At 66.4% G+C, this 25,825-nt stretch carries 29 protein-coding genes; 16 read left to right on the forward strand and 13 right to left on the reverse strand.

Annotation, left to right across the window (positions count from 1 at the left end; genetic code table 11):
* Positions 1 to 140: 140 nt before the first annotated feature.
* The gene (locus NKJ34_RS00305; RefSeq protein WP_253736267.1) at positions 141 to 584 is read left to right on the forward strand and encodes a universal stress protein; all 444 of its coding nucleotides are present in this window, start codon (positions 141 to 143) and stop codon (positions 582 to 584) included.
* Between the two features lie 68 nt (positions 585 to 652).
* Positions 653 to 1,678: an archaeosortase A gene (artA, locus tag NKJ34_RS00310; RefSeq protein WP_253736268.1), complete on the forward strand. Its 1,026-nt coding sequence runs from the start codon at positions 653 to 655 to the stop codon at positions 1,676 to 1,678.
* On the opposite strand, the gene dph5 is transcribed toward artA, so the two are convergent.
* Together dph5 and NKJ34_RS00320 are read right to left on the reverse strand one after the other, a co-directional pair.
* The gene (gene dph5 / locus NKJ34_RS00315; RefSeq protein ID WP_253736269.1) at positions 1,675 to 2,484 is read right to left on the reverse strand and encodes a diphthine synthase; all 810 of its coding nucleotides are present in this window, start codon (positions 2,482 to 2,484) and stop codon (positions 1,675 to 1,677) included. The genes artA and dph5 overlap by 4 nt on opposite strands.
* 51 nt (positions 2,485 to 2,535) lie before the next feature.
* Entirely contained in the window at positions 2,536 to 3,255 is a 720-nt protein-coding gene (locus tag NKJ34_RS00320; protein ID WP_253736270.1) for a DUF6517 family protein, read from the reverse strand.
* Positions 3,256 to 3,427: 172 nt separating this feature from the next.
* Here NKJ34_RS00320 and NKJ34_RS00325 point away from each other — a divergent pair, with 172 nt between their 5' ends.
* The 4 genes from NKJ34_RS00325 to NKJ34_RS00340 all read left to right on the forward strand — a co-directional run bounded on the left by NKJ34_RS00325 (position 3,428) and on the right by NKJ34_RS00340 (position 6,843).
* Positions 3,428 to 4,801: a geranylgeranyl reductase family protein gene (locus tag NKJ34_RS00325; RefSeq protein ID WP_253736271.1), complete on the forward strand. Its 1,374-nt coding sequence runs from the start codon at positions 3,428 to 3,430 to the stop codon at positions 4,799 to 4,801.
* A gap of 130 nt (positions 4,802 to 4,931) precedes the next feature.
* Positions 4,932 to 5,765 carry an aldo/keto reductase gene (locus NKJ34_RS00330; protein ID WP_253736272.1) on the forward strand — a complete coding sequence of 278 codons (834 nt, stop codon included), beginning with the start codon at positions 4,932 to 4,934 and terminating at the stop codon, positions 5,763 to 5,765.
* A 130-nt stretch (positions 5,766 to 5,895) separates the two neighbouring features.
* Positions 5,896 to 6,606 (forward strand): hypothetical protein, encoded by a 711-nt coding sequence (locus NKJ34_RS00335; protein WP_253736965.1) that lies wholly within the window; start codon positions 5,896 to 5,898, stop codon positions 6,604 to 6,606.
* A gap of 45 nt (positions 6,607 to 6,651) precedes the next feature.
* The gene (locus tag NKJ34_RS00340; protein ID WP_253736273.1) at positions 6,652 to 6,843 is read left to right on the forward strand and encodes a DUF7333 family protein; all 192 of its coding nucleotides are present in this window, start codon (positions 6,652 to 6,654) and stop codon (positions 6,841 to 6,843) included.
* Here the strand turns inward: NKJ34_RS00340 and NKJ34_RS00345 are convergent.
* On the reverse strand, positions 6,840 to 7,934 hold the full coding sequence (locus NKJ34_RS00345; RefSeq protein WP_253736274.1) for a DUF373 family protein: 1,095 nt from the start codon (positions 7,932 to 7,934) through the stop codon (positions 6,840 to 6,842). The genes NKJ34_RS00340 and NKJ34_RS00345 overlap by 4 nt on opposite strands.
* A 73-nt stretch (positions 7,935 to 8,007) precedes the next feature.
* The gene (locus NKJ34_RS00350) at positions 8,008 to 8,919 is read right to left on the reverse strand and encodes a coiled-coil protein (RefSeq protein WP_253736275.1); all 912 of its coding nucleotides are present in this window, start codon (positions 8,917 to 8,919) and stop codon (positions 8,008 to 8,010) included.
* Between the two features lie 347 nt (positions 8,920 to 9,266).
* On the opposite strand from NKJ34_RS00350, the gene NKJ34_RS00355 reads away from it, so the two are divergent.
* A complete protein-coding gene (locus NKJ34_RS00355; protein ID WP_253736276.1) occupies positions 9,267 to 9,695 on the forward strand; it encodes a DUF371 domain-containing protein in 429 nt (142 codons plus the stop codon).
* Positions 9,696 to 9,776: 81 nt separating this feature from the next.
* Positions 9,777 to 10,580 (forward strand): endonuclease III domain-containing protein, encoded by an 804-nt coding sequence (locus NKJ34_RS00360; RefSeq protein ID WP_253736277.1) that lies wholly within the window; start codon positions 9,777 to 9,779, stop codon positions 10,578 to 10,580.
* Positions 10,581 to 10,619: 39 nt separating this feature from the next.
* Here NKJ34_RS00360 and NKJ34_RS00365 read toward each other — a convergent pair whose 3' ends face one another.
* From NKJ34_RS00365 to NKJ34_RS00390, 6 genes are all read right to left on the reverse strand, one after another.
* A complete protein-coding gene (locus tag NKJ34_RS00365) occupies positions 10,620 to 11,081 on the reverse strand; it encodes a DUF7332 family protein (protein WP_253736278.1) in 462 nt (153 codons plus the stop codon).
* A gap of 62 nt (positions 11,082 to 11,143) precedes the next feature.
* Positions 11,144 to 11,509: a methylglyoxal synthase gene (locus NKJ34_RS00370; RefSeq protein WP_253736279.1), complete on the reverse strand. Its 366-nt coding sequence runs from the start codon at positions 11,507 to 11,509 to the stop codon at positions 11,144 to 11,146.
* Between the two features lie 59 nt (positions 11,510 to 11,568).
* A complete protein-coding gene (locus NKJ34_RS00375; RefSeq protein WP_253736280.1) occupies positions 11,569 to 12,657 on the reverse strand; it encodes an aldo/keto reductase in 1,089 nt (362 codons plus the stop codon).
* Between the two features lie 46 nt (positions 12,658 to 12,703).
* Complete coding sequence (locus NKJ34_RS00380; RefSeq protein WP_253736281.1) at positions 12,704 to 13,885, reverse strand: DHH family phosphoesterase; 1,182 nt, start codon at positions 13,883 to 13,885, stop codon at positions 12,704 to 12,706.
* A 149-nt stretch (positions 13,886 to 14,034) separates the two neighbouring features.
* Positions 14,035 to 14,943, reverse strand: coding sequence for an SDR family oxidoreductase (locus NKJ34_RS00385; RefSeq protein WP_253736282.1), 909 nt, complete (start codon positions 14,941 to 14,943; stop codon positions 14,035 to 14,037).
* Entirely contained in the window at positions 14,944 to 15,372 is a 429-nt protein-coding gene (locus NKJ34_RS00390; RefSeq protein ID WP_253736283.1) for a DUF5791 family protein, read from the reverse strand. It lies immediately after the preceding gene.
* Positions 15,373 to 15,474: 102 nt separating this feature from the next.
* Here NKJ34_RS00390 and NKJ34_RS00395 point away from each other — a divergent pair, with 102 nt between their 5' ends.
* Positions 15,475 to 16,566, forward strand: a complete 1,092-nt coding sequence (locus tag NKJ34_RS00395) for a tubulin/FtsZ family protein (RefSeq protein WP_253736284.1) — start codon at positions 15,475 to 15,477, stop codon at positions 16,564 to 16,566.
* Here NKJ34_RS00395 and NKJ34_RS00400 read toward each other — a convergent pair.
* Positions 16,558 to 17,904 (reverse strand): alkaline phosphatase family protein, encoded by a 1,347-nt coding sequence (locus tag NKJ34_RS00400; protein WP_253736285.1) that lies wholly within the window; start codon positions 17,902 to 17,904, stop codon positions 16,558 to 16,560. The two genes, NKJ34_RS00395 and NKJ34_RS00400, sit on opposite strands and share 9 nt — an antisense overlap.
* A gap of 111 nt (positions 17,905 to 18,015) precedes the next feature.
* Between NKJ34_RS00400 and NKJ34_RS00405 the strand changes: the two genes are divergently transcribed.
* Positions 18,016 to 18,453, forward strand: coding sequence for a DUF5788 family protein (locus tag NKJ34_RS00405; protein ID WP_253736286.1), 438 nt, complete (start codon positions 18,016 to 18,018; stop codon positions 18,451 to 18,453).
* Between the two features lie 79 nt (positions 18,454 to 18,532).
* Positions 18,533 to 20,299, forward strand: coding sequence for a DNA polymerase/3'-5' exonuclease PolX (gene polX, locus NKJ34_RS00410; protein WP_253736287.1), 1,767 nt, complete (start codon positions 18,533 to 18,535; stop codon positions 20,297 to 20,299).
* 122 nt (positions 20,300 to 20,421) lie between these two features.
* On the opposite strand, the gene NKJ34_RS00415 is transcribed toward polX, so the two are convergent.
* On the reverse strand, positions 20,422 to 21,354 hold the full coding sequence (locus NKJ34_RS00415; protein WP_253736288.1) for a cell division protein CdpA domain-containing protein: 933 nt from the start codon (positions 21,352 to 21,354) through the stop codon (positions 20,422 to 20,424).
* A gap of 126 nt (positions 21,355 to 21,480) precedes the next feature.
* Here NKJ34_RS00415 and NKJ34_RS00420 point away from each other — a divergent pair, with 126 nt between their 5' ends.
* The 5 genes from NKJ34_RS00420 to NKJ34_RS00440 all read left to right on the forward strand — a co-directional run bounded on the left by NKJ34_RS00420 (position 21,481) and on the right by NKJ34_RS00440 (position 24,533).
* A complete protein-coding gene (locus NKJ34_RS00420) occupies positions 21,481 to 21,765 on the forward strand; it encodes a DUF5789 family protein (protein ID WP_253736289.1) in 285 nt (94 codons plus the stop codon).
* A gap of 47 nt (positions 21,766 to 21,812) precedes the next feature.
* The gene (locus NKJ34_RS00425) at positions 21,813 to 22,268 is read left to right on the forward strand and encodes a DUF302 domain-containing protein (protein WP_253736290.1); all 456 of its coding nucleotides are present in this window, start codon (positions 21,813 to 21,815) and stop codon (positions 22,266 to 22,268) included.
* A 191-nt stretch (positions 22,269 to 22,459) separates the two neighbouring features.
* The gene (locus NKJ34_RS00430) at positions 22,460 to 23,869 is read left to right on the forward strand and encodes a DUF4397 domain-containing protein (protein WP_253736291.1); all 1,410 of its coding nucleotides are present in this window, start codon (positions 22,460 to 22,462) and stop codon (positions 23,867 to 23,869) included.
* Positions 23,870 to 23,920: 51 nt separating this feature from the next.
* Positions 23,921 to 24,199 carry a winged helix-turn-helix domain-containing protein gene (locus tag NKJ34_RS00435; RefSeq protein WP_253736292.1) on the forward strand — a complete coding sequence of 93 codons (279 nt, stop codon included), beginning with the start codon at positions 23,921 to 23,923 and terminating at the stop codon, positions 24,197 to 24,199.
* Positions 24,200 to 24,227: 28 nt separating this feature from the next.
* A complete protein-coding gene (locus NKJ34_RS00440; protein WP_253736293.1) occupies positions 24,228 to 24,533 on the forward strand; it encodes a DUF8036 family membrane protein in 306 nt (101 codons plus the stop codon).
* 17 nt (positions 24,534 to 24,550) lie between these two features.
* Here NKJ34_RS00440 and nreA read toward each other — a convergent pair whose 3' ends face one another.
* Positions 24,551 to 25,813, reverse strand: coding sequence for a DNA repair protein NreA (gene nreA / locus NKJ34_RS00445; protein WP_253736294.1), 1,263 nt, complete (start codon positions 25,811 to 25,813; stop codon positions 24,551 to 24,553).
* Between the last annotated feature and the right edge of the window lie 12 nt (positions 25,814 to 25,825).

Genomic DNA, 25,825 nt, shown 5'->3' on the forward strand with positions numbered 1-25,825 from the left:
ACGACCCGCAGCGAGTAGCCGCTCCCGATTTCACACTCAACCACCGGCCGCGTGCCGGCCCTTCTTTATTTATCAACCGCCGAGCCGCAGCACTCGCCCGAGAGCGATTGATTCACATCGGTCGAGTCCGAGGTGCCGATATGTACGATATCGTGCTGTTCCCGACCGACGGTAGCGACACCGCAACCGAGGCGGCGGCCCACGCGATCGACCTCGCCGCGCGCCACGACGCCGCACTCCACGTGCTGTACGTCGTCGACCACGAGCGCGTCAGCCGGATGGCCCCGAAACTCGGAACCGACCACATCAAAGAGACCCTCCAGCAGGAAGGCGAGAAGGCCACCGGCGAGATCGCCGACCGCGCGGCGGAGGCCGGCCTCGAAACCACGACCAGCATCCGGGAGGGCGCGCCCGCCGACACCATTACCGCCTACGCCGACACCGTCGACGCCGACGCGATCGTCATGGGAACCAACGGCCGGACCGGGATGGACCGGCTGCTGTTGGGCAGCGTCGCCGAGCGGGTGATCCAGACGACCGACCTGCCGGTGACGACGGTCAAAGCCCCGGCCGACGACGACTAAGCGGCGGCTGGACGCTGGCGGCACCCGCAACGACAAGCGATTTAGGCATCCTCGTCGACCAGTCAGGTATGCAAGCGGCGATCGACTGGCTCGGCGCGGAACTGTTCACCGTGGGGCCGGTCTCCGACGCCTTGGCGTGGCTGGTCATCGGGCTGTTCGTCCTCGCCGGCGGCGTCGAGTGGTACGGCCGGCGGAGCGACGCCGACCTGATGTCGACCGCCCGGCCGATCGCGGCCGCCGCGTGGGTCGGCTTCGGCCTCTTTTGGCTCAACCTCTTTCCGGCCTTCGCGTTCGAACACCAGAGCTTCGTCGAGGGCCTGCTGAGTCTCGCCGCGTTTCCCGCCTGTCTGTACGTCGCCAAACACCTCTACGACGGCCGGGATACGCTGTTCGTCCTCTCCCGTGCGGTGGCGGTGATGGGGCTGATCTACCTCCCCTTCGAGACGATCCCCGCAGTCACTCTCGCGGGGACGACCCTGCCGGCCCCCCGGCAGTTCCTTATCGAGTTCGTGGCCGTTCTCACCGGCGACATCATCTCGCTGTTCGGCTACTCGCCGACGCTCATCGAGAGCTCCGAGGGGTACATGGCGACCTACCAGTGGATCTTGGCGGACGGCCACCGCTACAACGTCTCGATCGTGCTGGCCTGCACCGGCCTCGGCAGCATCGCCATCTTCGGCGGGCTGATCGCCGCCGTCCGCGCGCCGCTGGACCGGAAGCTACGGGGGCTGGCGGTCGCTGTGCCGACGATCTTCGTCCTCAACGTCTTCCGGACGGCGTTCATCTCGATCGCCTCCGGCACCCAACTCATGCACTGGTTCCCCGAGGCCGTCCTGTTGTTGTTCGGCGAGACCAATCCCTACCGGGTGTCGTTTCTCGTCTCCGACCGGATCATCAGCCAGCTACTGGCCGTCGTCGCGCTGATCGGGATCACCTATTTGGTCGCCCGGCAACTCCCCGCGCTGCTGACGGTGCTCGAAGACGTCCTCTACGTACTGACCGGCGAGGAACACGACCTGCAGGCGGCGCTGGATCTCCCCCGTGAGCCTGCCGTCGACCAGCCGGAAGCCACCCGCGTCGACCGGGCCGACTAGTCCTCGGTCTCGACCAGCCCCACGGGCGCGTCAGCCAGCGCCTGCAGGGCGTCGGCCTCGACGTGGTGGAGCTCGCCCGGAACCACCAGTAGATGGAGAGGATCGCCGAACTCGCGGTCGGCCAGTGTCGACAGCCGGTCGGCCGCTACTACCGGCTCGGGGCTCCCCGCTCGGGCGACGACCACGCCTAGTTGGTCGCCATCCCACTCGCTTGCCAGCAGCTCGGCGGCGTGGTCGGCGGTCATATACGTCTCGTGGTCGTCCGGAGCCCCCCGGCGAGGGTGGGAGTCGACTTTGATATCGAGATACACCAGCGTGTGGAGCCCCCGCGTTTGGTTGGCCTCGATCGACTCGATCACGCTCGGCGGCACGTCGCCCGCGCCGTGGACGAACGGGAACGGGAGGGTGACGGCCTTGCCGAACCGATAGTTCTGGAGGCCGGTCAGCCCGCTGGCGGCGGTTTCGGCCGTGACGCCATGGAGTACGCGCGTCTCGATCCCCCGTGTTTCCGCCCGGATCCGGAGGTCGGCGTGGGTCGTCGAGATCATCGTATCGCCGGCGGTCAGGAAGGCGACGTCCTCGGTTTCGGCGGCCGCGAGGATCGGCTCGGGATCCTGTTCGACACCCGCCCGGTCCCGAACCTCGATGTCGACCTCGTGGGCGGCTTCGAGCTCCTCGACGCTCGCCCCGAGCAGTTCGCTCGTGTAGAACTCGGCGAACGCGCGGTCGGCCTCCCGGAGGGCGGCCCGTCCCTCGCAGGTGATCGACTGGGTGTCGTAGAGGCCGAGTCCGATGAACGTAAGCATGCGTCGACGCAGGCGCCGACGCGGAATAACAGTGCTGAACCGCCCGCGCCGTCAGATAGCCGACTCGCTTTCGGGTGCCTCGACGGGGTGGTCGATCGCTTCCAGTTGCGAGACCATCTCTGCTTCGGCTTCGACGGCCTGTGGATGGAGACCGATCGACAACAGCACGTCGTCGCTCTCCCCGGCGGAGTGGGTAAACGACAGCAGGTAGAGCCGGATCGGGATCTCGCCGTTCTGGGCGGCGTCGAACCCCGAGCCGCCGCTCTGCTGGCTCCCCGCGCCGCCGTCCGTTCCGGTGTCGAGGACGGCCGAAAACACCGGCGCGCTCCGCTCTTCGCCGAGCACCGACAGCGTGAGCTCGTCTTCCTGTTCGAGCTCCTCGATGGCGGCGTCGCCCTGCGACTGTCCTAGCCCCTCTTCGAGGACCCGCACGATGAGGTCCGCGCCGCTGAGCCGGGCCAATGGGTTCGCCGAGACGCCGGCAAACGAGACGTCGGGCGTGCTAAAGAGGAAGATCGATGACTGGCTCTCGGGGTTGTTGTAGGCTACCGACCACGTCTCGATGTCGACATCGCGTTCGACGCCGCCGACCTCGACGGTCTCGTTGATTCCCATCGCATCCGGTCCCTCGGCCTCGTAGCCTGCCTCGGCGGCGGTGGGGATCGCCGCCGGCGCGGCGGTGAACTCGAAGTTCCCGTCCTCGCCGAGACAGCCGGCCATGCCGACCGTACCGATGCCGCCAAGTAACGCCAAAACCCGTCGACGGTGCATACTGTCACCACCCATTGGGGACATATTTTTGTTTCGGTGACAGTCTTCGTATTTGAATTCTGCTGAGGCTTCAAGCGGGATTGTAGCGTCGAGCCGACGGCTCCTGTCCGGTCGATGACGGGGTGGCCGCCGGATGCTGACCTTTTTTATCGTCAGCCGGTATAGAACGGCTATGTCTGCCGAGTCATACGACGTCGTCGTCGTCGGTGGTGGCACCGGCGGTGCGTTTGCCGCCGCCACCACGGCGAAGGCGGGTCTCGACACGGTTATTTTGGAGCGCAAGCCCGCCGAGGATGCGGGCCACATCGCCTGTGGTGATGCTATCAAGGGGACGGCCACCTTCCCCGAGGTGATCGATCTCGACTATCTCAAAGCGGAGTCGTTTACGAACCAGTCGGTGATGCGGGCCGTCTTCGAGAACCCCCTGACTGACGAGGACATCGAGATCGGCTTCCGCGGGCCTGGGGCCGTCCTCGACCGCAAGCGCTACGGCGAGGTCATCCTCGAAGAGGCCGAGCGGCTCGGCAGCGAGATCCACTACGATACGGTCGTCCAAGACGTCACACAGGCCGCCGACGGCACCGTCACGGGCGTGACGGGCACACACAAGGGCAAGGCCGTCGACTACGACGCCGAGGTCGTCATCGACGCCGCGGGCGCGCTGTCGATCCTCCAAGAGGAAACCGACTTCGCGGGGACGCATTTCGATACCAACGTCCGCTACTCACAGTTCTGTTCGGCCTACCGGGAGGTGATCGAGGTCGACGAACCCGTCGACTGGGACGACGCGATCGTTTTCAAACCGACCGAGCAGCTCGGCTATCTCTGGTATTTCCCCCGCACCCCTACCCGGATCAACGTCGGCGTCGGCTTCCAGATGGACCAACCCGAGATGCAGATGATCTCGGCGATCGAGAAGGATATCGAATCACGACCCGACCTCAAAAACCCGACCGTGGTCGACAAACTCGGGGCGGCTGTCCCCACCCGACGGCCCTACGACTCGGCGGTGGCGCCGGGCTACGTGGCGGTCGGCGATGCCGCCGGCCACGTCAACCCGACGACCGGCGGCGGCATCCCCGGTGCGGCCAAATCGGCCCACTGGGCCGCCAAGCGAGCGATCGCAGCCATCGAGGCGGGCGACGTGAGCGAGGCGGCGCTGTGGGAGTACAACCGCGATGTCATGGCCGACTTTGGCAAACATTTCGCCGCCATCGACTGCTACAACATCTGGGGGACCGCCCACGACGTCGAGGAGTTGACCGAGATCGTCTCGGCGGTGCCGGCCCAACACCTCGCCGACGCGATGGCCGGCAAGGACACCGGCCCAATGGGCCTGTCGCTGAAACTCCGGACGATCAAAGACACCTTCGGCCACTGGGACGATCTGCTCGATCTCGCCCGCGTTCGCCGGAAGACCAACGCGTTGGTCGACCACTACGAGCGGTACCCCACCTCCCCCGAGGGGTTCCCCGCGTGGCAGTCGTTCCGCGACGACCTCATGGACGAGATCTACGAGATCTCCGGTGCCGATCCGAAATACTAGTCGCTGTCCTCTCCCGCCATCCGGTCGGACTCGCTCGTCTGCCGGGGTGACGCTCCCCGAGTGTCACTCGTCAAACCGATCGGCGGCGGATCACAACCCCTTTTCGGCGACGGTGCGTACTCTCGCGGGCATGTCTCAGACCGATCCAGCCGTCGACGACTGTCCGTCCAGCAACGACATCCCGATGCTCGGGCTCGGAACGTGGGAGAACGACGACCCAGAGGCGTGTGCGGCGTCGGTCGAGACCGCCCTCGAGATGGGGTATCGTCACATCGACACCGCCCAGGCCTACGGCAACGAGACCGCGGTCGGCGAGGGGCTCGCCGCCGCCGACGTCGACCGCGAGGAGATCTTTCTTGCGACCAAGGTCTGGATCGACAACCTCGCCCACGACGACGTGATCGAGACCACGGAAGCCAGTCTCGACCGCCTCGGCGTCGAGAGCGTCGACCTGATGTACGTCCACTGGCCGTCCCGGACCTACGACGCCGAGGAGACGCTGGCGGCGTTTAACGAACTCCACGCCGACGGGAAGATCGACCGGATCGGCGTCAGCAACTTCGAACCGGAGCAACTCCGGGAGGCCATCGAGATCTCCGATGCGCCGATCGTCGCCAACCAAGTCGAGTGCCACCCGCTGCTCCAGCAGGAAGAGCTTCGAGCGGTCTGTGAGGAGGAAGGCGTCGAACTCGTCGCCTACTCGCCGCTGGCCCGCGGCGACGTCTTCGACGTGCCGGAGCTACAGGCGATCGCCGACGACCACGACGCCAGCGCCGCGCAGGTGAGCCTCGCGTGGCTCCGCCAGCAGGGTGTGACGGCGATCCCCAAGGCGACGGGTGAGGCCCACATCCGGGACAACTGGCAGTCGCTGTCGCTGACGTTGAGCGACGAGGAGATCGACCGCATCGAGTCGATCGAACAGACCGGCCGCCGCGTCGACCCGAGTTTCGGCCCCTGGAACTGATCGTCCCTGCGAACTGACTGCGCGCTGTCGGTACGGTTCGAGGTGGGCGATCAGGCTGGTACGTTGAACACAAAGTTCACATTCTCCGGCCTATCAGTAGGAGTAAATGGAACGTCGATCACCAGGGCTGTTGGGCGCGGTCCGCATCGACATGACGCGGCTCCACGAGACGTGGATGGAGGTCGTCTTCCCGCGCCAGCTCGATCCGGGCCACGTGCTCGGCAAGTGGAAACCGGAATCAGGCGTACAGAAGGTCGGCTACTACCTCTGGGGAGTGCTGGGGCTGCTTCCCGTGCTCGTCGGCTACCCCTTCCTGTTGGTCGGCTTCGGGACCCGGTACTACGCGGCCAAACTCGACAGCGCCGCCGCCCGCCTCGGGATCATCGGTGCGATTCTCCTGTCGGTCGTCGTCTGGGGGGCGTTGTCGGTGCTGGCCCGCTTCCAACTGTCGACCGAGGGGTTCATGGCCGTCCTCGCGGCCAGCGCCGTCGCGACGGTCGCAGCCGCGGCAGCGGTGTTTTTCGGTCGTGTCGGTGGCCGGGCGACGAGCGTGCTGTTGGCCTATCCGTCGGCGATGACCGCCCTGTTCCTCCCGCCGGTGGTCGCGGCCCTCTACGAGCCGACCCTCGGCGACATCGTCTTTCCCAACAGCGAGGAGCTGGCGATCTGGATCCTCGATACCATCCTCGTCGTCGGCGGGCTCAACGACGTGCTTCGTGACCAGTTCGCCCTCGAAGGCATCGGCTACGTCCTGATGTGGTTCGGGCTCTCGATCCCGCTGGGATGGGGCCTCGGCGTGCTGGTCGCGCTGGCGAACCTCGTCCGCCCCAAAGACGACTAACTGACGTTCCGGTGTGTTTAGGAGCCCCGAACCCCTACAATCTCTATGGAGTTCAACCGGACGACGACGATCGGACTGTTCGCTGCGGTCATCGCCATCGGAACCCTCGCGCTCATTGCCGCGCCGATGATGACCGCCCAGACGGTACTGATGATGGTGTTGCCCTCGATGGTCGTCTTCGGCCTCATAACGTTCGGTATCGGCCTCAAACACGGCCAGTATCAGGCCGCACGCTAGCGCTGTCGGTCGACTGCCGTCGGCCCGGTCCGTGCTTCGAGGAGGCCGGCGAGTCGGACACCGACGAGGCTCACGACCACGCCGGCGAGAATGTAGGCGACGAGCCGGTAGACCGGCGCGAACACCGCCGCCCCGACCACGAGTTCGGTCTCGAAGACGTAGCCGGTAAAGCCGCGAACCACGATCCCCAGCGACAGCAGTCCAAAGGGGAGGTTGATGTACGGAGTCCGCACCGTTTCGGCGGCAATGAGTTCGTCCAGCAGCCGCCCGGTCCCCGCGGTGACCGCCGCCACTGCCAGCCATGGGCTGCTGTGGTGGACGAACGCGACGGCCGCCAGCGCCTCCGACCCGCCGACGTCCGAGACGCCGAGGACACCCACGAAGAGGCCGACGGCCGCCAGCCCGGCGGCGGCGACGTAGGTCACGACCGCGACCCGCCCGGAGTACAACAGCTCCCGACCCCACGCCGATAGCGAGCCGACCAGTTCGTCGATCCCCAACCCCTTATAGAGGATGCCGAGCCCGAGTAACGCGGCTACCCCGCCGATGGCGACCGCCGGCGAGAACCACGCCAACAGCAGCGGGATCAACAGCAGGCCGATCCCGAGCGGGACCAACACCGTCGTTCGGAGCTCTTCGTCGGCCAGAAACTGCTTGAGCAGGTAGTAGGTCGACTCGATATCCCGTGCCTGCCGGACGACCACCCGATCGACGGCGTCGACCCGCAGCCGGCTCTCGACGATGGGGACGACACGTTCGTCCTCGACGCTGTCGATGACGATGACGGCCTCGCTCGGCTCGTAGCGCTCGATCAGCGTCTCGATCTGTGCGGCGATGGCGCGGTCAGCGGTGATCGCCGACTCGCTGCTGCCCGACAGCACCGCGACGACGGCGTCGACGCCCTCGTCGCGGAGTTCACGTGTTACTCGCAAGGCCTCCAGCAGGCTGTTGACGCCCGTCGATTCGGGTTCGGCCAGTCCGACGTCGACGACGAGCGAGCGCACGGCTTCCCAGCCGTCGACCGGGGGGCGAACCCCGGTTTGTCGGCCGACCTCGTTGTCGCGGTCGACACAACAGACGAGCGTCGTCACAGCCGGCCAAAACACACCTGTCGGTAAAAACCCCGTCGGTTGGCCGGAAAAACCGCAGAAACGTTCGGTCGTCTTACAGCAGGCCGGTCTTCTGGAGCTTCATCAGATCCTCGGTGTCGAGGGTCTCGCCCTCTTTGAATTTCTGATAAATGTCCTCGGCTTCCTGCTTCTCCTCTTCCATCTTCTCCTGGCGCTCGTCCTTCCGCTCTTCTTCTTCCTCTTTGTCCAGTTCGCGGAGTCGCTTCTGGACGCGGACGAAGTCCTCGTGGTGGCGGTCGGCGGCCTCTTGGGCCTCGACGAACAGCTCGTGCATCTCGTCGGCCTTATCGCGGATCTCGTCGGCCTCGCGATAGGACTCGATCATCTGGTTGTGGTGCTCTTGGGCCTTGTCGGCCAGCTCGGTCACCTTCTGGTGGTGCTGGGAGGCCTCCGAACGGACTTCCTCGGCCTCCTCGACGAGCTCGTCGAGTTCACCGGTGTCGTCGACCTTCTCCTTCTTCTCGGCGAGTTCCTCGCGTTTGGCCTCGATCTTCTCGATGAGTTCACGCTCGTCCTCGGTCGAGAGCACCTCGGTCTGCTGCTGGAACTCGAGGTCTTCGATCTCGGATTCGAGCTCTTCGATGGACTTGCCATCGTCGAGCTCGAGGTCCTCCTTCATCTCCTCGACCTTGTTGAACAGCTTGTTGGCCTCGGCGTTGAGCTCGTTGCGGCTCTCCTTGTGCTCTTGGACCTGCTCGTTGAGCTCGTCGCGTTTCTCGCGGTGCTCTTGGGCCTCGTCGACCTTCTCGCGCGTCTTAGCGTTGAGGTCGTCGCGCTTGGAAGCGCGCTCGGAGGCCATCTGGTTCAGTTCGTTTCGCCGGTCTCGAAGCTGGCCAGCGAGTTTGATCAGCTTGCCTTTCGAGCCGTTTTCGAGCCGTTCGTCCGTGAACTCGACGTTGTCCGCTTCGTCGAGCGCTGCGATGTCGTATTCGTTGACTACACTCATAATTGAAACCTCGGTACCATTGTTGCTCCGGACATGGCAGTGGCCTGCCACTGTGCGACCGACCGTGGATAAGAGTTCCCGATCATTCTGCGTGCGATGCCACCAGCGCCGGAGGCGTTCTGGTACCTACCAATACCGCCGGACCCAATATAAATACTTCGGTGACGATGACTGTGGAAAGAGGTACCATACCGCCCGATTTCGACGCATGTGGCTTTTTGACATGGGTCGAGTTGATATATAAATGATCGGTACGAGGCGAAGACGAGTCGACAGCGGATACAGCCACCAGCTTCCCCGAAGGCGGAGATCGATTGATCTTTTCGACCTGCTCAGAGAGACGAGGTATGGCACACGCCGAAGTCATCCACGCACGCGGGCACGAACACGTCCAGTCGACCCACGGAAGCACCTTCGAGGTCACCAGCGACGACTGGCTCACCCCCGCCGGCGATTGCATTCTCGCCATCGAGGCCGACCGTACGCCCGCCGACTTCAGCGAGGCGTTCGTCGAGGCTGCCCAGTCACACGACGCCGAGATCACGGCCACCCTCTCGACGGGCGACCACAGCCACACCATCACGGGCCGCGGCCACCCCGATCTCACCTACGAGGGCGACCGCAGCGCGGTCGGCCGCACCAGCGACTACGTCGACGACCGGACGATCATGGTCGGAGCCGACGGCGCGGCCGCCGACGTTGACCGCGAGCTGGTCGACGCCCTCGCGGATGGCGCGGCGCTCACGGTCGAACTGCGGGTCGTAGTCGACGACTAACACGCCGGTAGCCGACGACTAACATCAGCCGACGACTGTCGCTCGGGACACTTTTTCACGACCGGCGACCATGGGTCGACCATGCCCGAGGAGCCAGCCGAGAACATCTCCGGCGGAGCCAGCGGCGGCGGCCGCGAGGCCAGTTTCGAGCCCGAAACGGCGGGGACACGGGCCGAGGCGGTCGTCGACCAACTCGGCGAGCTGTACTGGCAGACGGCCTACGGCGGGCAGGACGCCGTCGAGTGTCTGGTGCGGACGATCCTCAGCCAAAACACCAGCGACAAGGCCAGCCAGCCGGCTCACGACGCGCTGATGGATCGGTACGGCGGCAGCGAGGTGGATCTCGTGGCGGCGCTGGCCGACGCCGAACAGTCGACGCTCGCCGAGACGATCAGCGGTGCCGGCCTCTACAACCAGAAATCCGCGGTGATCATCGACGCCGCCACCGAGATCCGCGCGGAGTTCGAGACCGCCGCCGACTTCGACGCCTTCGTCAAAGACGAATCGCCCGCAACGGTCCGCAAGCGGCTGCTCGATATCCACGGCGTCGGCCCGAAAACCGCCGACTGCGTGTTGTTGTTTGCGGGCGGCCGCGGGGGCGTCTTTCCGGTCGACACTCACGTCCATCGGATCGCCCGCCGGATGGGGCTGGCCGATCCCGACGCCGACCACGAGGCCGTCCGCGAGGCGCTGGAAGCCGCCGTTCCGGCCGCGAAATGCGGTTTCGGCCACACGGCGATGATCCAGTTCGGCCGGGAGTACTGTTCGGCACGCAAGCCGGCGTGTCTCGACGGGCCCGAAGCCTGCCCGCTGTACGACTCCTGTGACCGCGTGGGCGTCGACGAGATCGACGAGCGGGTGGTCGACCCCGCCGACGCCGACTGAGACGTCGCTGTGGGGTGGCTCTCGTCGACAGCCCGGCGATCAGCAGCCGGTCGTGTTGATCGGACCGGAGATCGGTGGCTCGCTTTCCTCGTGGTCGAGGCTACCGCTGCCGAGCATCGGTAGCTCGAACCGGTAGTCGTAGATGATCGAAAAAGCCGCGAAGGGGTCGTTGAGGAACGCGCCGACGCTCTCGATGCCGTCGAAGGCGACGCCGGTTTTGAGCTCGATGATCGGCGGGCCGTCGATCGACCCCGACAGTTCGATCCCGACCGCGCCGGGACCGCCGAGGTTCGTCAACAGCGAGAGGTGGAGCACCATCCCGATCTGCGGCCCCTGCGTGCCGATGGTGAACTCGTAGCCCTCGCTGGGGAAACAGCCGTTGGCACTGTCACCACCGGCTGCCGGGCCGGTCGGCGACGGTGCCGCAGTGGCGACGGGTGCGGCCAGCGGTACCGTTACCACCAGCAGACAGCAGATGACGGCCGCGACCCGCAAGTCCATAGCTGTACCTTCTCGCGGGTCGGGTTAAACACCACGGTGAACTGACCGGTCGACGCGCCGGCTTACGCGAACAGTTGGTCGACCAGCAGTTCGGCCGACGCGAGGTTGGTCGCCAGCGGCACGTCGTGGACGTCACAGAGCCGCAGTAGCGCGCTGATATCGGGCTCGTGTGGCTGAGCCGTCAGTGGGTCCCGGAGGAAGATCACCCCGTCGCAGGTTTCCTCGGCGATCTCGCCGCCGATCTGCATGTCGCCGCCCAGCGGTCCCGACTCCTTGCGCTCGATGTCGAGGTCGGTGACCTCCATCAGCCGCTTGCCGGTCGTCCCGGTGGCCATCAACTCGGCGGTCGACAGCGCCTCCTCGTGGTCGCTCGCAAACGCCATCAGATCGTCTTTCTTCTTGTCGTGGGCAATCAGTGCGAGTCGCATTCGTTCCCCCGTCGGTCCCCCGCTCGCTTAATACTCCTGTTGGTGACAGTCACCGGGGGCTACTCGAACACCGTGTCGAACGCCGTCGCCCCCAGCGGGTCGAACGTTCCCGCAGCGACGTTCTCGGCGACGTGGTCGACCGACCGCATGCCGACCAGCGACGTGGTGACGCCGGGGGCGCTCCGGGCGAAGTTGATCGCCCGCTGGGCTGCGGTGTCGCCCGACAGTTCCGCGTCGACCGCGGGCGGGATCGCCGCCGCGAGATCACCCTGTCCGATCGAGGCGCTGGTGACGACCGACAGTCCCGACTCGTGGGCGTATTCGAGCGTGCTCACCGGCCCCTCGTCGGTCGGCTGCGATTTGACGGTGAACGCGTCGGCCATCTCGACGTTGAACGGGAGTTGGAGCGCCTGTAGGCCGTGATTGTCGACGCCGACAGTCTCGGCGGCCGCCACCGCACGGTCGAGCACCGCCGGCAGCGAGAGGTACTGTTCGTGGCCTTGGGGCACCCGAAACGCTTGCCACGTCGCTAGCCCGTAGCCGCCGATTTCGCCGGCCGCTCGGCGGCGTTCTAACAGTTCGAAGGCGGTCTTTAATTGTTCGTAGACGGCCTCACGGTCGTTTTCGAGCAGTTGTGTCTCGGGATTATGAAGGTAATAACAATCAATCCGGTCGACACCGAGGTTCGAGAGCGACCGGTCGACCATCGCGTCGACGAAGCCCGGCGAAAGCGAGTGGCTCCCCTGGACTAACGATTCGGGGTCGACTATCCCCGGTTCGACGAACTGCTCGCGGATGTACCGGCCGGGGTCTTCGGGTCGCTCGCCGTCGAACGGCAGAAACCCGCCCTTCGTCGAGACGACGACGGACTCCCGGTCGACGTCTGCCCGCCGGAGGGCTTCGCCGACGGCGCGCTCGCTACGCTGACACCGGTAGTTGATCGCGGTGTCGACGTGGTTGATCCCGTGTTCGAGCGCCGTTTCGACGGCCGCGACGTACTGGGCGTCGACCGTGTCGGTCGGCTCGCCGAGGTAGGTGCCGATGCCGACCGACGAACAGACGCCCGGTGGGAAGCGCCGGAAGTAGGTACGGCCGAAGCTGTCGCCGAACCGGTCGCGGTAGGCCCACGTGCCGTCTGCGGTTGCCATACTCCGGCTAGCCGGTCGGCTCGAATAAACACGGTGTTCCGAACCGCTAGATCTCGCCGGACATGGAGGCGAACAGCCGATCGATCAGCGCCTCCCGGGGGACGGTGTCGGTGCCGATCGGCTCGCCGCCGTCGGAGAGCTGGGGCTGGGGGGCGATCTGGCCGCCACCCATACGCGCGTGGCCGCCCGCACTCGCGTTCGAGATCCCGTCGGTGACGCTTTCGAGCACCTGTCCCATGTGGACGCGGTCGTCCCGCGACCGCCCCGAGAGGTGGATCGTGCCGTCCTTCTCGCCGGCGATGACGACCGCCGTTACCCCTTCGAGCCGGATGATTTCGTCGGCGGCCTGCGGGATCGCATCGGCGTTCGAGACCGTTCCTACGTCCGAGACCGCAAACGAGCCCTCGATCCGGCGGCCGGCGATCGCTCGGGCCTTGATTTCGAGGACTTCGGCGTCGACCTCGGGGTTGGCGATCCGGTCGAGTTTGTCCCCGTCGACCCCCGGATGGAGGTAGGAGGCCGCCTCGAAGTCGACCGCGCTCGCGCCGACGGTCAGATCTTTGGTGTCCGAGAGGATCCCGTACAGCAGTCCCGTGGCGGCCGCCGATGGGAGGACGTACTTCGCGCCGGTCTCGCTGGCGTGCTGGTCGGCCGGCACCGGCACCGCGCCGATGTCCTCGAAGTACTCGGCGACGATGCTCGCACAGGCCCCGTAGTCGGTCCGCACGTCTGTAAACAGCTCGCCGGTCCCCTCGCCGGGGTGGTGGTCGATGACCGCCAGCGGCAAGATCCCCTCCGCACCGGTAAACCCGCGCGGCGAGTTGTGGTCGACCAATACGACCGACTCGGCGGCGAGATCGGTGACGTGTTCGATGTTGTCCAGTTCCAGATCCAACACCGTCCGGAAGGCGCGGTTCTCTTGGTGTCTGATCTGGCCGGGGTACTGGATCGTCACCTCGGTGTCGACCTGCGCGGCGAGGGCGGCGATCGCCGTCGCCGAGGCCATCGCGTCGGGGTCAGGGTTCGGGTGGAGCAACACCGCCACCGCCTCCTGATCGGCGAGGAGTCCTCTGAACCGCTCGCCGTTGGACTGCCGCAGCCACCGGTAGACGATTGCAGCCGCTCCCACCGTTCCCACGATGACAACGATCGCAACGAACAGCTCGGTCCGCGAGCCGACGAACTCTTCGATCACCGCGAAGACCCCGCCGACAGCTAGCTGCCCCATACGTCCCACGTCATCGTCGTCCAATAAGAAGGTTGGCAGCGTTTACGTCGGTTCACGTGGGACAAAATACGTCGGAGCGTCGCTGGCCGCCGAGAGACGGCTCCTACGGGCCGCCAGCACCCAGCATGGCCGGCCGTCGTAGCCGGTGGCTACTCCGCGTCGCGGTTTCGGTAGGCGTCGATTACGTCGCGGTAGCCTGCACGAAACGTGGGATACTCCAGCGAGTATCCCAGTTCGCGGAGTTTCTCGTTGGAACACCGCTTGCTCGTGGCGATCCGTCGACGCGCCGCCTCGGAGAGCCCTTCGTCGGTAAGTCGCTGCTGTTTCGTCCGTTTCGGCGGACTGTCGACGCCGCATTCGTCGGCCAGCCAGTCGGCGAACGTCCACTTGTCGACCGGTTCGTCGTCGGTCACGAGCACCACTTCGTCGCGCGCGCGGTCGGCAGTCAGCAGGTACACGACCGCGCCCGCGGCGTCCGCGCGGTGGACCATGTTCAGATAGCCCTCGGTGACCGGCCCCTTGATGTAGCGCTCCAGTCGGTAGCGGTCGGGGCCGTAGAGCCCGGAGAACCGGGCGACAGTGCCGTCGATCCCCTGTTCCGCGCTCCGCTGGCGGGCGACGCGTTCGGCCTCGGCGAGCACGCGGGTCTTGTCGGTCGTCGGCTCCAGCGGCGTCGACTCGTCGACCCACTCGCCGTCGTGGTCGCCGTAGACGCCCGTACTGGAGGTGTACACCAGCCGGTCCGGTGGGTCCGCTCGACTGCCGTACTCGTCGATGGCGTCGGCGAGGGCCGTGACGTAGATCTCGCGGGCCGCCTCGGCGTCTCGGCCGCCCGAGGAGGCCGCGAACACCAGCCAGTCGGCGTCGGGGAGGCCGGCGATGTCGTCGGGGTCGGTGAGGTCGGCCCGGTGGGCCGTGAAGCCGGCGTCCTCGATGGCCGCCGCGCCCTCGTCGGAACGACGAACACCGACGACGTCGTGACCCGCCGCCGTGAGTTGTCGACCGAGTTCGATCCCGATGTAGCCACAGCCGAGGATGACGACGCGCGCGCGGTCCATCTACGCCCTCCGGCCGTCGATCACCGACTGGATCGCCGCCAACTGATCGAGCGTCATCGGCGTTCGGCCCTCGATGGCCTGCTGGATCTCTTGGCCCGTGAGATCGACCTCGACGTTGGCGGCGATCGTGTCGACGTCCAACACGCCGGTGGTCATCCCCATCAGCAGGTGGTCCCGAAGCTCGAAGACGATCGCCTCGGCGTCCGGCTGGTCGGGGTCGACCGCGAGAACGGCGGCGGCCTCCTCGACGGTGAAGTTGGGTGAGTCGCCCGCGGCCAGCGCCTCGATCCGGTCGGCCTCAACGTCGGTTTCGGCGTCGACTGTCCCGGGGCCGACCGCCTCGACCGTCGACCGAAGCACATCCGCGTAGGCAGTCCGCAGCGCCGACGGCGTGGGCTCCGAGCCCTCCTCGGCAACGTCGTGTAACATACACCGTCTTGCCCGCGCGGTTGCAAAACGGTTGTCACTGCGGAGTTCCGGGCGGGAAACTCGTGGGGAACATTCAAGCAGTATGATGAGCCACCTACAGGTATGAAATCCGTCCTCGTAGGTATCGGGCAGGCCGGCGGGAAGCTGTCGACCGCGCTGGCGGAGTTCGACGAGCAGATGGGGTTCGGAGCGGTCCGGGACGCGCTGGCGGTCAACACCGCCGCCGCGGATCTCCAGTCGATCCCCCTCGATACCGTCCTGATCGGCCAGGACAAGGTCAGCGGCCACGGCGTCGGCGGCGACAACGAACGCGGCGCTGAAATCATGCAGGCCGACGCCGATCAGGTCCTCGATGCCCTCGGCGGCCGGATCACCTCGGAGACGGAAGCAATATTTGTCGTCGCCGGGCTCGGCGGCGGCACCGGTTCGGGCGGTGCGCCGGTGTTGGTCCGCCGGCTCAGCCGGATCTACGACGTCCCGGTGTACGCGCTGGGCGTGCTGCCGGGCTCCGACGAGGGGGCGCTGTATCAGGTCAACGCCGGCCGGTCGCTGAAGACGCTGGCCGGCGAGGCCGACGCGACCTTGTTGATCGACAACGACGCGTGGAAAGCCGAAAGCGAGAGCCTCAGCGAGGGGTACGAGGCGATCAACGAGAACATCGCCCGCCGGGTGGGGCTGCTGTTGGCCGCCGGCGAGGCCACCGAAGGAGTCGCCGAAAGCGTCGTCGACTCCTCGGAGATCATCAACACCCTCCGGTCGGGCGGTATCGCCGCCTTGGGCTACGCCAGCGCGCCTGCCGCCGAGGAGGCCGCCGAGAACATCTCGCTGATCACGAGTACGACCCGCAACGCCGTGCTGACCGGGTCGAGCCTGCCGGGGGCGACGACCGCCGACGCGGCGCTGGTGGTCGTCGCCGGCCAGCCCGAGCGGATCTCCCGGAAGGGCGTCGAGAAGGCCCGCCGGTGGGTCGAGGAGGAAACCGACAGCATGCAGGTCCGCGGCGGGGATTTCCCGATCGACAGCAGCCGGCTGGCCTCGCTCGTGCTGTTGGGCGGACTCGAACGCTCCGACCGCATCGAGCGCTTTTTCGCCCGCGCCGAGCAGGCCGCCAGCGAGGCCGAAGAAGTCGAGACCGTGGGGGCCACCGAGGCCGACAAAACGTTCCAGAACGACGAACTCGACGGCCTATTTTAGGAGGCTCGCGCCGTCGAACGCCGTGCGTTCGTAGTCGACGTCCATCAGGTCGAGGATCGTCGGCGCGATGTCGAACAGATCGGCGTCGGTGATCGAGACGTCGGGGTCGTCGACCAGCAGCGTTGCGTTGTCGAAGCTGTGCATCCCGTTTCGCGGGCCGATCCCGAAGACCTCGTCGTGGCCCTTGAAGCCGGATTTGAGGTCGAAGCCGTGGTTTGGGATGGCCACGAGGTCCGGCGCGATGTCGTCGTGGTCGCCGCGGAAGGCGACTTCCTTCTCGACGACGCGCTCACAGACGGGCGTCCCGTCGGGGCCTTCGAGTGCTTCGAGGTCGGCTTTGAGCTCCGCACGAACCTCTTCGTACTCGTCTTCGGGGACGCTCCCGCGCGGCTCACGGCCTTCGAGGTTGATGTAAAATCGGCCGGGGATCAGCGAGTAGGCCCGCGTCTCGTCGGCGATGTCGCCGAGTTCGCTGTGGTCGTCGTCCTCGTAGGAGAGCCATCCCTCTTCCTGTAGCCAGGTGTTGCAGTGGACCTCGTGATCGAGACTGGTAAAGCCGTGATCCGAGGCGACGACGAGGGTGACGTCGTCGGGTAGCAGCTCGCGGATCTGCCCCAGATAGTCGTCGAGTTGCTCGTAGAACTCGAGGAACGCCTCCTTGTTCTCGCCGTCGTCCTCGTAGTCTTTGAACAGGAAATGGTTGACCCGATCGGTGGTCATGAAGACCCCGAAGAACAGATCCCAGTCGTCGGCAGTGAGGTAGTGTTCGAACGCGTCGAATCGCCGGTCGAGGGTCTTGTGAGCGTGGTCGACGAACTCGCTTTTGTCGTCTTTGTGGCCGAGTTTGGCGTTGACGTCGATGATGTAGTCGCCGGACTCCAGTGTCTCCCGCAGTTCGTCGGGGTGGCTGGCCTTGTCGACGCCCGGCGAGAGGAACCCCGAGACCATCCGCTGGACGTTCCGCTGGGGCGGGAAGGTGACGGGGACGTTGAGGACGGTGGCATCCCGTCCTGCCTCGCTAATTCGGTCCCAGAGCCGGGTCGCTTGGACGTCTTGGCCCATCGGGACGTAGGTGTCGTAAGAGCCGATCTCCCGATCTTGGAATCCATATACTCCTGTTTCGCCGGGATTGACGCCCGTAGTGAGGGCTGGCCAGCAGGCACTCGACTCCGGCGGCACGATGCTGTCGATCGAGCCCGCCGACCCCTCGTCGGCCAACGCTGCGATGTTCGGAAACCGGTCTTCGTTGTCCGACAGCAGGCTAAACGGGACCCCATCGATGCCGATAAAAGCGACACGCGGCGCGTCGTCGCCACGCAGCCGATCGAACAAACCCATACTGGCCCTACTGGTGAGTCCCTTAAGAAGTTTCAGTTTCGGGCCGGTTCGGGCGCTATCTCCGACGCCAGCGGCGATACACCGAAGTACGCGCCCGTCCTACCGGCGGGCGTGCAGGAGTACCAGCGAAAACAGCTTCTCGAACGTGTCGGCCGCGACGGGTCGACGGTCGGCGCACAGATCCCCGAGGCCATCGAGGTGCAGGGCGAGGAGCTGGATCTCCGGACGTTCGTCTTCGAAATCAAGCGACGGGAGACGATCCCGCCGGGCGAACGCGAGCGCGTCGAGCAGGCCAAACGGAACCTCCGTCGCGAGCGGGTCGACCGCCTCACGCTGATCGAGGACAACGCGGTGAGCTACGAGCGCGGCGAGGCACTCGCCGAGTCGATCATCGGTATCGATCGGGCGCTCAACGCCTTGGATCAGTTGGACCCGGTCGACCTCGAAGCCGAGAGCAAGCGGCAGGCGGCCGCCGACACGAAACGGTGGACGAAGTTCCTGAAGAAGGCGTTGGGCCACGAGGACGCCAACAAACGCAACCGGCGGTGAGGCGAGCCGCCGATCAGGCCGACACGCTCGGTCGACCCCGGAACCGGGAGCTAAGTGGGCGGCGTCCGAACGGCCGGCAATGAGCTACAACGACGAGATCGCCCGCCTCCTGTACGAGTTCGCCGACCGGCTCGAAGCCGAGGGCGTCGAGTACAAGCCCACCGCCTACCGGCGAGCGGCCGAAAACATCGCCGATCACCCCGAACCGGTCGACCAACTCGCGGCGACCGGCCAAGACGCCGTCGAGGAGATCGACCGTGTGGGCGATGCGATCGCCTCGAAAGTCGTCGAGTACGTCGAGACCGGCCGGATCGCCGAGCTAGACGAACTCAGGGAATCGATGCCCGTCGACATCGAGGCGCTGACCAGCGTCGAAGGTGTCGGCCCGAAAACCGTCGGCTCGCTGTACGAGGCGCTCGACATCACCGATCTCGACGAACTCGAAGCCGCCGCCGAGGCGGGCGAGATTCGGGAGATCACGGGGTTCGGCGCGAAAACCGAACAGAACATTCTCGACAACATCCCGTTTGCCCGCCAGAGCCAGCAGCGCGAGCGACTCGGCGACGCCCGCCCGGTCGCCGACCGCGTGCTGGCGTATCTGGAGAGCGTCGACCCGGTCGACCGGGTCGAAGTCGCGGGGTCGATCCGTCGCTGGAAGGATACCATCGGTGACGTCGACGTCCTCGCCGCGAGCGAGGACAGCGAAGCCGTCGTCGAGGCGTTCACCGACTGGGAGCACGCCGACGACGTGATCGAGGCCGGGAGCCACAAATCCAGCCTCCGGGCCGACGACATGCGCGTCGACCTCCGGGTGGTCGTTCCCGAGGAGTTCGGCGCAGCCCTCCAGTACTTCACGGGGAGCAAGGACCACAACGTCGCCCTCCGGAACGTCGCCATCGATCAGGAGCGCAAACTCAACGAGTACGGCGTCTTCGACGTCTCGGGTCTCGACGACCCCGCAGCGTCGACCGCCGAAGACGCCCGCCGGGAGGGGGTTCGACTCGGCGGATCGACCGAAGCCGAGATGTACGACGCCCTCGGACTCGACTGGATTCCACCGGAACTCCGGGAGGACACCGGCGAGATCGCCGCGGCGGCCGATGGGTCGTTGCCGGATCTCGTCGAGGAGGCGGTGATCCGTGGCGATCTCCACACCCACAGCGAGTGGTCCGACGGCCGGTACTCGATCCGGGAGATGGCCGCGGCGGCGGCGGACCGTGGCTACGACTTCCATGCGGTCACCGACCACGCCACGGGCGCGGGGATCATCGAGTCGATCGGGCTGTCGGACGCTGATCTCCGCGAGCAGGCCGACGAGATCGCGGCGGTACGGGACGAGGTCGACGTCGACCTCCTGCACGGCGTCGAGACCAACATCGAGGCCGACGGCTCGCTGAGCACGGCCGACGACGTGTTGGCCGACCTCGACGTGGTGGTCGCCTCGCCACACAGCGCGCTCGACGGCGAGACCGAGGCCGCCACCGAGCGACTGTGCCGGGCGATCGAACACCCTGCGGTCGACATCGTCGGCCACCCGACCGGGCGGATGATCAACAACCGAGAGGGGTTGCCGCTGGATTTCGCTGCCGTCGCGGCGTGTGCGGCCGAACACGACACCGCCCTCGAAGTCAACGCCAACCCGATGCGGCTGGATCTCCACGGCGAGGCCGTCCGCGCGGTCGTCGACGCCGGCGGGACGATCGCTATCGACACCGACGCCCACGGCCCCGGAGCCTTCGAGAACGTCCGGTTCGGCGTTCGGACTGCCCGCCGTGGCTGGGCCGAGGCCGACCACGTCATCAACACGTGGTCGGTCGACCGACTGCGGTCGTTTCTGACCACCTAGCCTTTCGCCGACTGTCCCCGGCCGCTCGATCACCGTATCACTCCGGTCGCGGTTCTTCGCAGTCGAACGTTAGCGGAAAGTAGTCGACGCCTACCGGGTCACCGATCCGTGGTAACCACGGGCTACCGCGGTTCCCACTCCTCGCAGGCGTCCATGTCGTCCATCAGTTCGTCGTGGTAGGCGCAGTAGGGGCGGATACCGGTGTCGGTGCGGACGTATTTGAACTCGACGCAGCTGCCGCAGTAGCGGTCGACCGAGGATTCGGCGTCGGGCGTGCCGGCCGAGCCGCTCGGCGACCCCGGGCCGATCCGGTCGACACCGGGTTCTTCAGAGGTATTGGGCGAGTCGGGTGTGGTCGTCCCCTCAAGTGGCGAGCTGATCGCCTCGGTCGCCGCGCCGCCGTCGCTGGTGGTCGCGCCGGGCGTCGCCGAGCGGTCGCCGGCTGTCTGGGTGTCGACCTCGCCGTCGGGCGTCGAACCGAGGAAGCCGATCCCGCCGAGTCCATTGAACCCGTTGAGCTCCGATCGGTCGACCTCGACGGTTCTGGTCTCACCCTGCCGGGTAACCTCCATCGTGACGGTGCCGCCGGGATCGTTGCGGATCTTGAAATTGGCGATGCCGACCAGCAGACAGCCAATGGTCGTCAGCATGCCGAGGGCGTAGACGCCGGCGGTCGGCAGCGTGAGGTCGACCCCCGGGTTCGCACAGGTCGTCCCGATCCACTGGCAGGGGTAGGCGTGGGCGAAGATGGCCACCCCGAAGATCGACAGCGACGCCCCGACCAGCGCGGCCGTCCGGGTCCGCCGGTCGGCCGGCAGTACGGTGAGGACGCCGAGCGACAGGGCCGGGAGCCCGATTCCGCCGAGGACCCCGCCGAGCCACCGCGTCTCGCCGATCGAGTACCCACGGGAGGTCAACACGCCCGAGCCGGCGACGACGATCGCCGTCAACAGCAGCACCGCCCCGACGAGAAAGAGGCCGACGCCCAGATAGAGGCGGTGCCGCCCCTGCCGGGCGGCGACACTCCCCTTGTAGGCCTCGGATAGATCGGTCATGCGACCGGCTATGTGTCGGGGATACAAAACAGTATGTCAGACAGTCACCGGTTGGAAACAATTCGGGGGGTATTCGGTCGCCGACCGGATCGAAAACGTTAGGCGGACCGCACCGAACCTACTAGTATGGCAGACGACGACGAGGCCGACGCGGAGCCGACTGTCCAGCTCGGCGACGGACGGGCCGTCGACGGCGCGCCGGTCGCCCGGATCGCCGCCCGGCTCACGTGGCCACAGACGAAAAGCGACATCCTCACCAAGGTCGGCGAGACGGAGATCCGAACGCCGGACGGCCCCCAGCGGCTCGACGAACTCCTCGAACCGGTCGAGACTACCTACTACGACCGCCGACAGACGTTCGTCGAGGCGGTCTTCGAGGAGATCGGCCACGAACCGGTCGCCACCGAGTAACGCCGCCGTACCCCGCCTCCTTTTGCCCCCCGACGCGTAGGGTGGGTATGTCGCTCCCCTTCGATCCGGCGGCGGTCGACCCCGAGGAGTTCGGCGAGAAACAGGCCACCCTCGAAATGGGCCACCAGGAGGCCATCGAGTACGTCCGGGCGGTCTGTACCGACGCCGGCTTCGGCGTTCCCGTCGAGTTCTCACCCTCCGAGATGCTCAACAAGAAGGTCGACGCCGACCGGGACCCCTACTACGTGCTTGGCGCGTGCAATCCGGTCATCGCCGACCGGGCGCTGGATGCGACCGACAAGCGGCTCGGCGCGCTGATGCCCTGTAACATGATCATCTGGCAGGAGGAGCCGGGGCTCCAGCGCGTCTACCACGTCTCGATCATGAAGATCGCGCGGCTGCTCGGGATGGCCGACGATGCTGACGAGATGGACGCGATCATCGAGGACACCGGCGAGATGGTCGCGGCGGTCTTCGCGGAACTCGACGCCGACGACGAGTAGCCGGCAGTCGACTGTTGTCGACGTTTTTGTGGCCCGACGGACGACACCCTCGACGCGCGCGGTCCGTTTCGACTCCGAATCAGGGACGAATTTGGGAGAGAGTTCGGTCGAAGGGTGGGCCCATCCGGGAACCATTCCAGCGGGAGTTCGGAAATCGTTCATGAGGGGGTTCGCCGTTGGAACGGACGCATATGTCGAACCACAAACGACGGACGATACTGAAATCGGTCGGTGGCGTTGCCGTAGTCGGTACCCTCGCTGGCTGTACGGGTGGCGGCACCGACGAGGAGTCGACCGACGGCTCCGACGAGGAGATGAACGACTCCGAGGAGACGGATGGCTCCGAGGAGCCCGAAACGGATGCCAGCCTCCGGGTCGCCCACCTCTCGCCGGATGCGCCGAACGTCGACGTCTACCTCGACGGCGACGCGGTGCTCGAAGACGTTCCTTACCGAACGGTCAGCGACTACCTCGACGTCGCTTCGGGTACCTACGAGGTCATGATCACGGCTGCCGGCGACATGGAGACGGTCGTCTTCGACGAGGAACTCGACGTTCCGGCCGCCGACATCACCGTCGCGGCGGTCGGCGAACTCGCTGAGGAAAACCACCCGTTTGCGGTCGAGGTCTACGAGGACGATCTGTCGGACCCCGGTGAGAACGCCCGGATCAGACTCGCCCACGCCGCACCTGACGCGCCGAACGTCGACGTGACCGCCGGCGGCGACGTGCTCTTCGAGGACGTTCCGTTCGGCGCAGCCGGCGCGGTCGAGGTGCCCGCCGGCGAGTACCAACTCGAAGTCCGGCCCGCAACCGAGGACAACGACGGCGACGTCGTCGCCAGCTTCGATGTCGCACCCGAGGCCGGCGTGGTCTACTCCGGCTTCGCGGTCGGCTACCTCGAACCCGACGAGGCCCCGGCCGACGAGCCATTCGACCTCGAACTCGTCGTCGACGCCGATATGGGCGGCTCCGAAGAGTCGGAGCCCGACCCGGATGCCAGCCTCCGAGTGGCCCATCTCTCGCCGGACGCGCCGAACGTCGACGTCTATCTCGACGGCGACGCGGTGCTCGAAGACGTCCCCTACCGCACGGTCAGCGACTATCTCGACGTCGCGTCGGGAACCTACGAGGTCATGATCACCGCGGCGGGCGACATGGAGACGGTCGTCTTCGACGAGGAACTCGACGTCCCGGCCGCCGAGATCACCGTCGCCGCGGTCGGCGAACTCGCCGAGGAAAACGAACCGTTCGCGGTCGAGGTCTACGAGGACGACGTCTCCGATCCGGGTGACAACGCCCGTGTTCGGCTCGTCCACGCCGCACCCGACGCGCCCAACGTCGACGTGACTGCCGGAGGCGATGTCCTCTTCGAGGACGTGCCGTTCGGTGCGGCCGGCGCGGTCGAAGTGCCGCCGGGCGAGTACGAACTCGACGTCCGACCAGCGACCGAGGACAACGACGGCGACGTCGTCGCCACCTTCGACGTCGCACCCGAGGCCGGGGTCGTCTACTCCGGCTTCGCGGTCGGCTATCTCGCGCCCGACGAGGCCCCGGCCGACGAGCACTTCGACCTCGAACTCGTCGTCGACGCCGAGTAGAGCCACCAACGTACCAACATATTTAGGCGCGTCCCACACATCGCAGCCTGTATGGAGGCCGTCCTGTGGTACGTGTTGACCGGTACCCGGGGGGGTCCGAACCGTGTCCGCATCCTGCGGGCGGTCGACGAACGGCCGCGGAACGCCAACCAGCTCGCCGAAACGTTGGAGCTCGATTACTCGACGGTTCGTCACCATCTGGATGTCCTTCGGAACCACGGCATCATCAAGAAGACGGGCGACAACTACGGCGCGGTCTACTCCCCGACCGAGGGGGCCGAACGGAACTGGGACCTCATCGAGGAGATCGCGGAGGAACTACCACTATGACACCGACGAGACACACGGGGGCGGAGGGATGACCGACTGGATAGCGATCGCGCAGGTCAGCGTCTCGCTGAACGTGCTCATGCTGTTCGTACTGACAGGTATCTGGGCACGCAACTACCGGGCGTTCAGATCCAAACACGCAATCGGGCTCGCCGTCTTCGGAGCCGTACTGCTCGCACAGAACGGCCTGACGCTGTACTTCTACTCGTTCCATCCGGTGCTCGCCTCGTGGTTCGCGACCGATATGCCGCCCCAAGCGTGGACGGCGAACATCGTCCTCCACGTCTTCCAGACGGTCGCCCTCGCGTTCCTGCTGTGGGTCACGTGGGACTGACCATTTTTAAGAACAATTTATAAAAACGCGTCCAGCCCGGACTGTCGACCCGCCGCCAGCGTCGACTGCCGCCGAAGCTGGGCCATCGACACCGGCAGCCGGTCGACGATTCCCCTGATCGCCGCATCGAACGTCTCGCTTTCGCCCCGCTCGCCGTCGAAGGCATGCCGGATCGCCTCCCGGACCTGCCAGACGCCGACCGGCCCCCAGTACTCGTCGGAGACGTGCCGGAGGACGAGGGCTTTGGCCTGTCGACCGATCGCGTCGAGGTGTTCGAGCACTGCTAGCCGGGCGGCGTAGTAGGCTCCCGCGGTCTGGTCGACGTAGCTCGTCCGGCCCGATTTGCCCTCGTAGTCACTGGCTAACCAAATACCCGCCTCCGGGTCGGGGTTCCAGACGCTGCCCGGCGCTTTGAATTCGACCAACTCGAACTCCCACTGCCCCGGCGCGAGGATCATCCAAAAACTGTTGCCCAGATACTCGTTGTGGAACACCTGTACGGTGTCGACGCTCGGCGCGCTCCGCTGTTTGCCCCGGAGGAACTGGCCGATCGTGTCGTCGACCGCGGTGATCGACCACCGCGTGGGGACGAGCCGCCGGTTGTCTTGCTGACCGAGTGCGCCCGCCGAGAGGATCGTGTTGATCTCGTAGACGTCGAACCCCCGGCCGTAGAGGTAGTTCATCGCGCCCGTCGCAGCCCAGTCGTCGTCTTCGAGGGTCTTTTCCACGGGCCGCGGGACGTGTGGGTTCTCGGTGAGTGTCGCTTCGTTCGCGCGTGCGCGAGGTCCCGTCGGCGTCGACACGTCACCCGGCGAGAGCCCCACATCGAGTTCCGGGGTGCCGTCGAGCCCGACTTCGACGCCGACGGGCCGGTCGGCGATCGCGACTTCGCGCTGGACCCCGAGGAAGCCGTTCCATGCGTCGTGGACGTTGGTCTCGACCGGCGTCGACTGACTCGCATTTAGGAGGGACGTGCGCCGCTCGAAGACGTCGCCGATCGAGACGCCTTCGGTGTACCACTCGCCGCTGGTGGCGAACTGGGCGGCGTCGGCCTCGTTGCCGACCGGCGACAGGAGGCCGGTCGAGACCTCGGGGTAGCCCGCGCGGCCGACGAAAATGGAGGGCGAGACGCTGCCGAAGGCCCCGTCGTCGGCGACGTCGGCGAACTGGTCGTCGACGCCCTCTAAGCGGTCGAGGATCTCGTAGGACTTTTTGGCGGCGAGGCGGCGGCGCTCGGCGCGCTCGTTGGCCTCGTACTCGATGAACTCCGAGAGCCGCATCGGTCGACCCGA

Origin of the sequence: Halohasta salina (assembly GCF_024178165.1) — an archaeon.
In the GTDB taxonomy this organism is placed as follows: Archaea; Halobacteriota; Halobacteria; order Halobacteriales; family Haloferacaceae; genus Halohasta; species Halohasta salina.

Bases quoted from the DNA above. Each gene is read 5' to 3' on its own strand.
- NKJ34_RS00305 (WP_253736267.1), top strand. From the start codon at position 141: ATGTACGATATCGTGCTGTTCCCGACCGACGGTAGCGACACCGCAACC.
- artA (WP_253736268.1), top strand. From the start codon at position 653: ATGCAAGCGGCGATCGACTGGCTCGGCGCGGAACTGTTCACCGTGGGG.
- dph5 (WP_253736269.1), bottom strand. From the start codon at position 2,484: ATGCTTACGTTCATCGGACTCGGCCTCTACGACACCCAGTCGATCACC.
- NKJ34_RS00320 (WP_253736270.1), bottom strand. From the start codon at position 3,255: ATGCACCGTCGACGGGTTTTGGCGTTACTTGGCGGCATCGGTACGGTC.
- NKJ34_RS00325 (WP_253736271.1), top strand. From the start codon at position 3,428: ATGTCTGCCGAGTCATACGACGTCGTCGTCGTCGGTGGTGGCACCGGC.
- NKJ34_RS00330 (WP_253736272.1), top strand. From the start codon at position 4,932: ATGTCTCAGACCGATCCAGCCGTCGACGACTGTCCGTCCAGCAACGAC.
- NKJ34_RS00340 (WP_253736273.1), top strand. From the start codon at position 6,652: ATGGAGTTCAACCGGACGACGACGATCGGACTGTTCGCTGCGGTCATC.
- NKJ34_RS00350 (WP_253736275.1), bottom strand. From the start codon at position 8,919: ATGAGTGTAGTCAACGAATACGACATCGCAGCGCTCGACGAAGCGGAC.
- NKJ34_RS00355 (WP_253736276.1), top strand. From the start codon at position 9,267: ATGGCACACGCCGAAGTCATCCACGCACGCGGGCACGAACACGTCCAG.
- NKJ34_RS00360 (WP_253736277.1), top strand. From the start codon at position 9,777: ATGCCCGAGGAGCCAGCCGAGAACATCTCCGGCGGAGCCAGCGGCGGC.
- NKJ34_RS00365 (WP_253736278.1), bottom strand. From the start codon at position 11,081: ATGGACTTGCGGGTCGCGGCCGTCATCTGCTGTCTGCTGGTGGTAACG.
- NKJ34_RS00370 (WP_253736279.1), bottom strand. From the start codon at position 11,509: ATGCGACTCGCACTGATTGCCCACGACAAGAAGAAAGACGATCTGATG.
- NKJ34_RS00375 (WP_253736280.1), bottom strand. From the start codon at position 12,657: ATGGCAACCGCAGACGGCACGTGGGCCTACCGCGACCGGTTCGGCGAC.
- NKJ34_RS00380 (WP_253736281.1), bottom strand. From the start codon at position 13,885: ATGGGGCAGCTAGCTGTCGGCGGGGTCTTCGCGGTGATCGAAGAGTTC.
- NKJ34_RS00385 (WP_253736282.1), bottom strand. From the start codon at position 14,943: ATGGACCGCGCGCGCGTCGTCATCCTCGGCTGTGGCTACATCGGGATC.
- NKJ34_RS00390 (WP_253736283.1), bottom strand. From the start codon at position 15,372: ATGTTACACGACGTTGCCGAGGAGGGCTCGGAGCCCACGCCGTCGGCG.
- NKJ34_RS00395 (WP_253736284.1), top strand. From the start codon at position 15,475: ATGAAATCCGTCCTCGTAGGTATCGGGCAGGCCGGCGGGAAGCTGTCG.
- NKJ34_RS00400 (WP_253736285.1), bottom strand. From the start codon at position 17,904: ATGGGTTTGTTCGATCGGCTGCGTGGCGACGACGCGCCGCGTGTCGCT.
- polX (WP_253736287.1), top strand. From the start codon at position 18,533: ATGAGCTACAACGACGAGATCGCCCGCCTCCTGTACGAGTTCGCCGAC.
- NKJ34_RS00415 (WP_253736288.1), bottom strand. From the start codon at position 21,354: ATGACCGATCTATCCGAGGCCTACAAGGGGAGTGTCGCCGCCCGGCAG.
- NKJ34_RS00420 (WP_253736289.1), top strand. From the start codon at position 21,481: ATGGCAGACGACGACGAGGCCGACGCGGAGCCGACTGTCCAGCTCGGC.
- NKJ34_RS00425 (WP_253736290.1), top strand. From the start codon at position 21,813: ATGTCGCTCCCCTTCGATCCGGCGGCGGTCGACCCCGAGGAGTTCGGC.
- NKJ34_RS00430 (WP_253736291.1), top strand. From the start codon at position 22,460: ATGTCGAACCACAAACGACGGACGATACTGAAATCGGTCGGTGGCGTT.
- NKJ34_RS00435 (WP_253736292.1), top strand. From the start codon at position 23,921: ATGGAGGCCGTCCTGTGGTACGTGTTGACCGGTACCCGGGGGGGTCCG.
- NKJ34_RS00440 (WP_253736293.1), top strand. From the start codon at position 24,228: ATGACCGACTGGATAGCGATCGCGCAGGTCAGCGTCTCGCTGAACGTG.
- nreA (WP_253736294.1), bottom strand. From the start codon at position 25,813: ATGCGGCTCTCGGAGTTCATCGAGTACGAGGCCAACGAGCGCGCCGAG.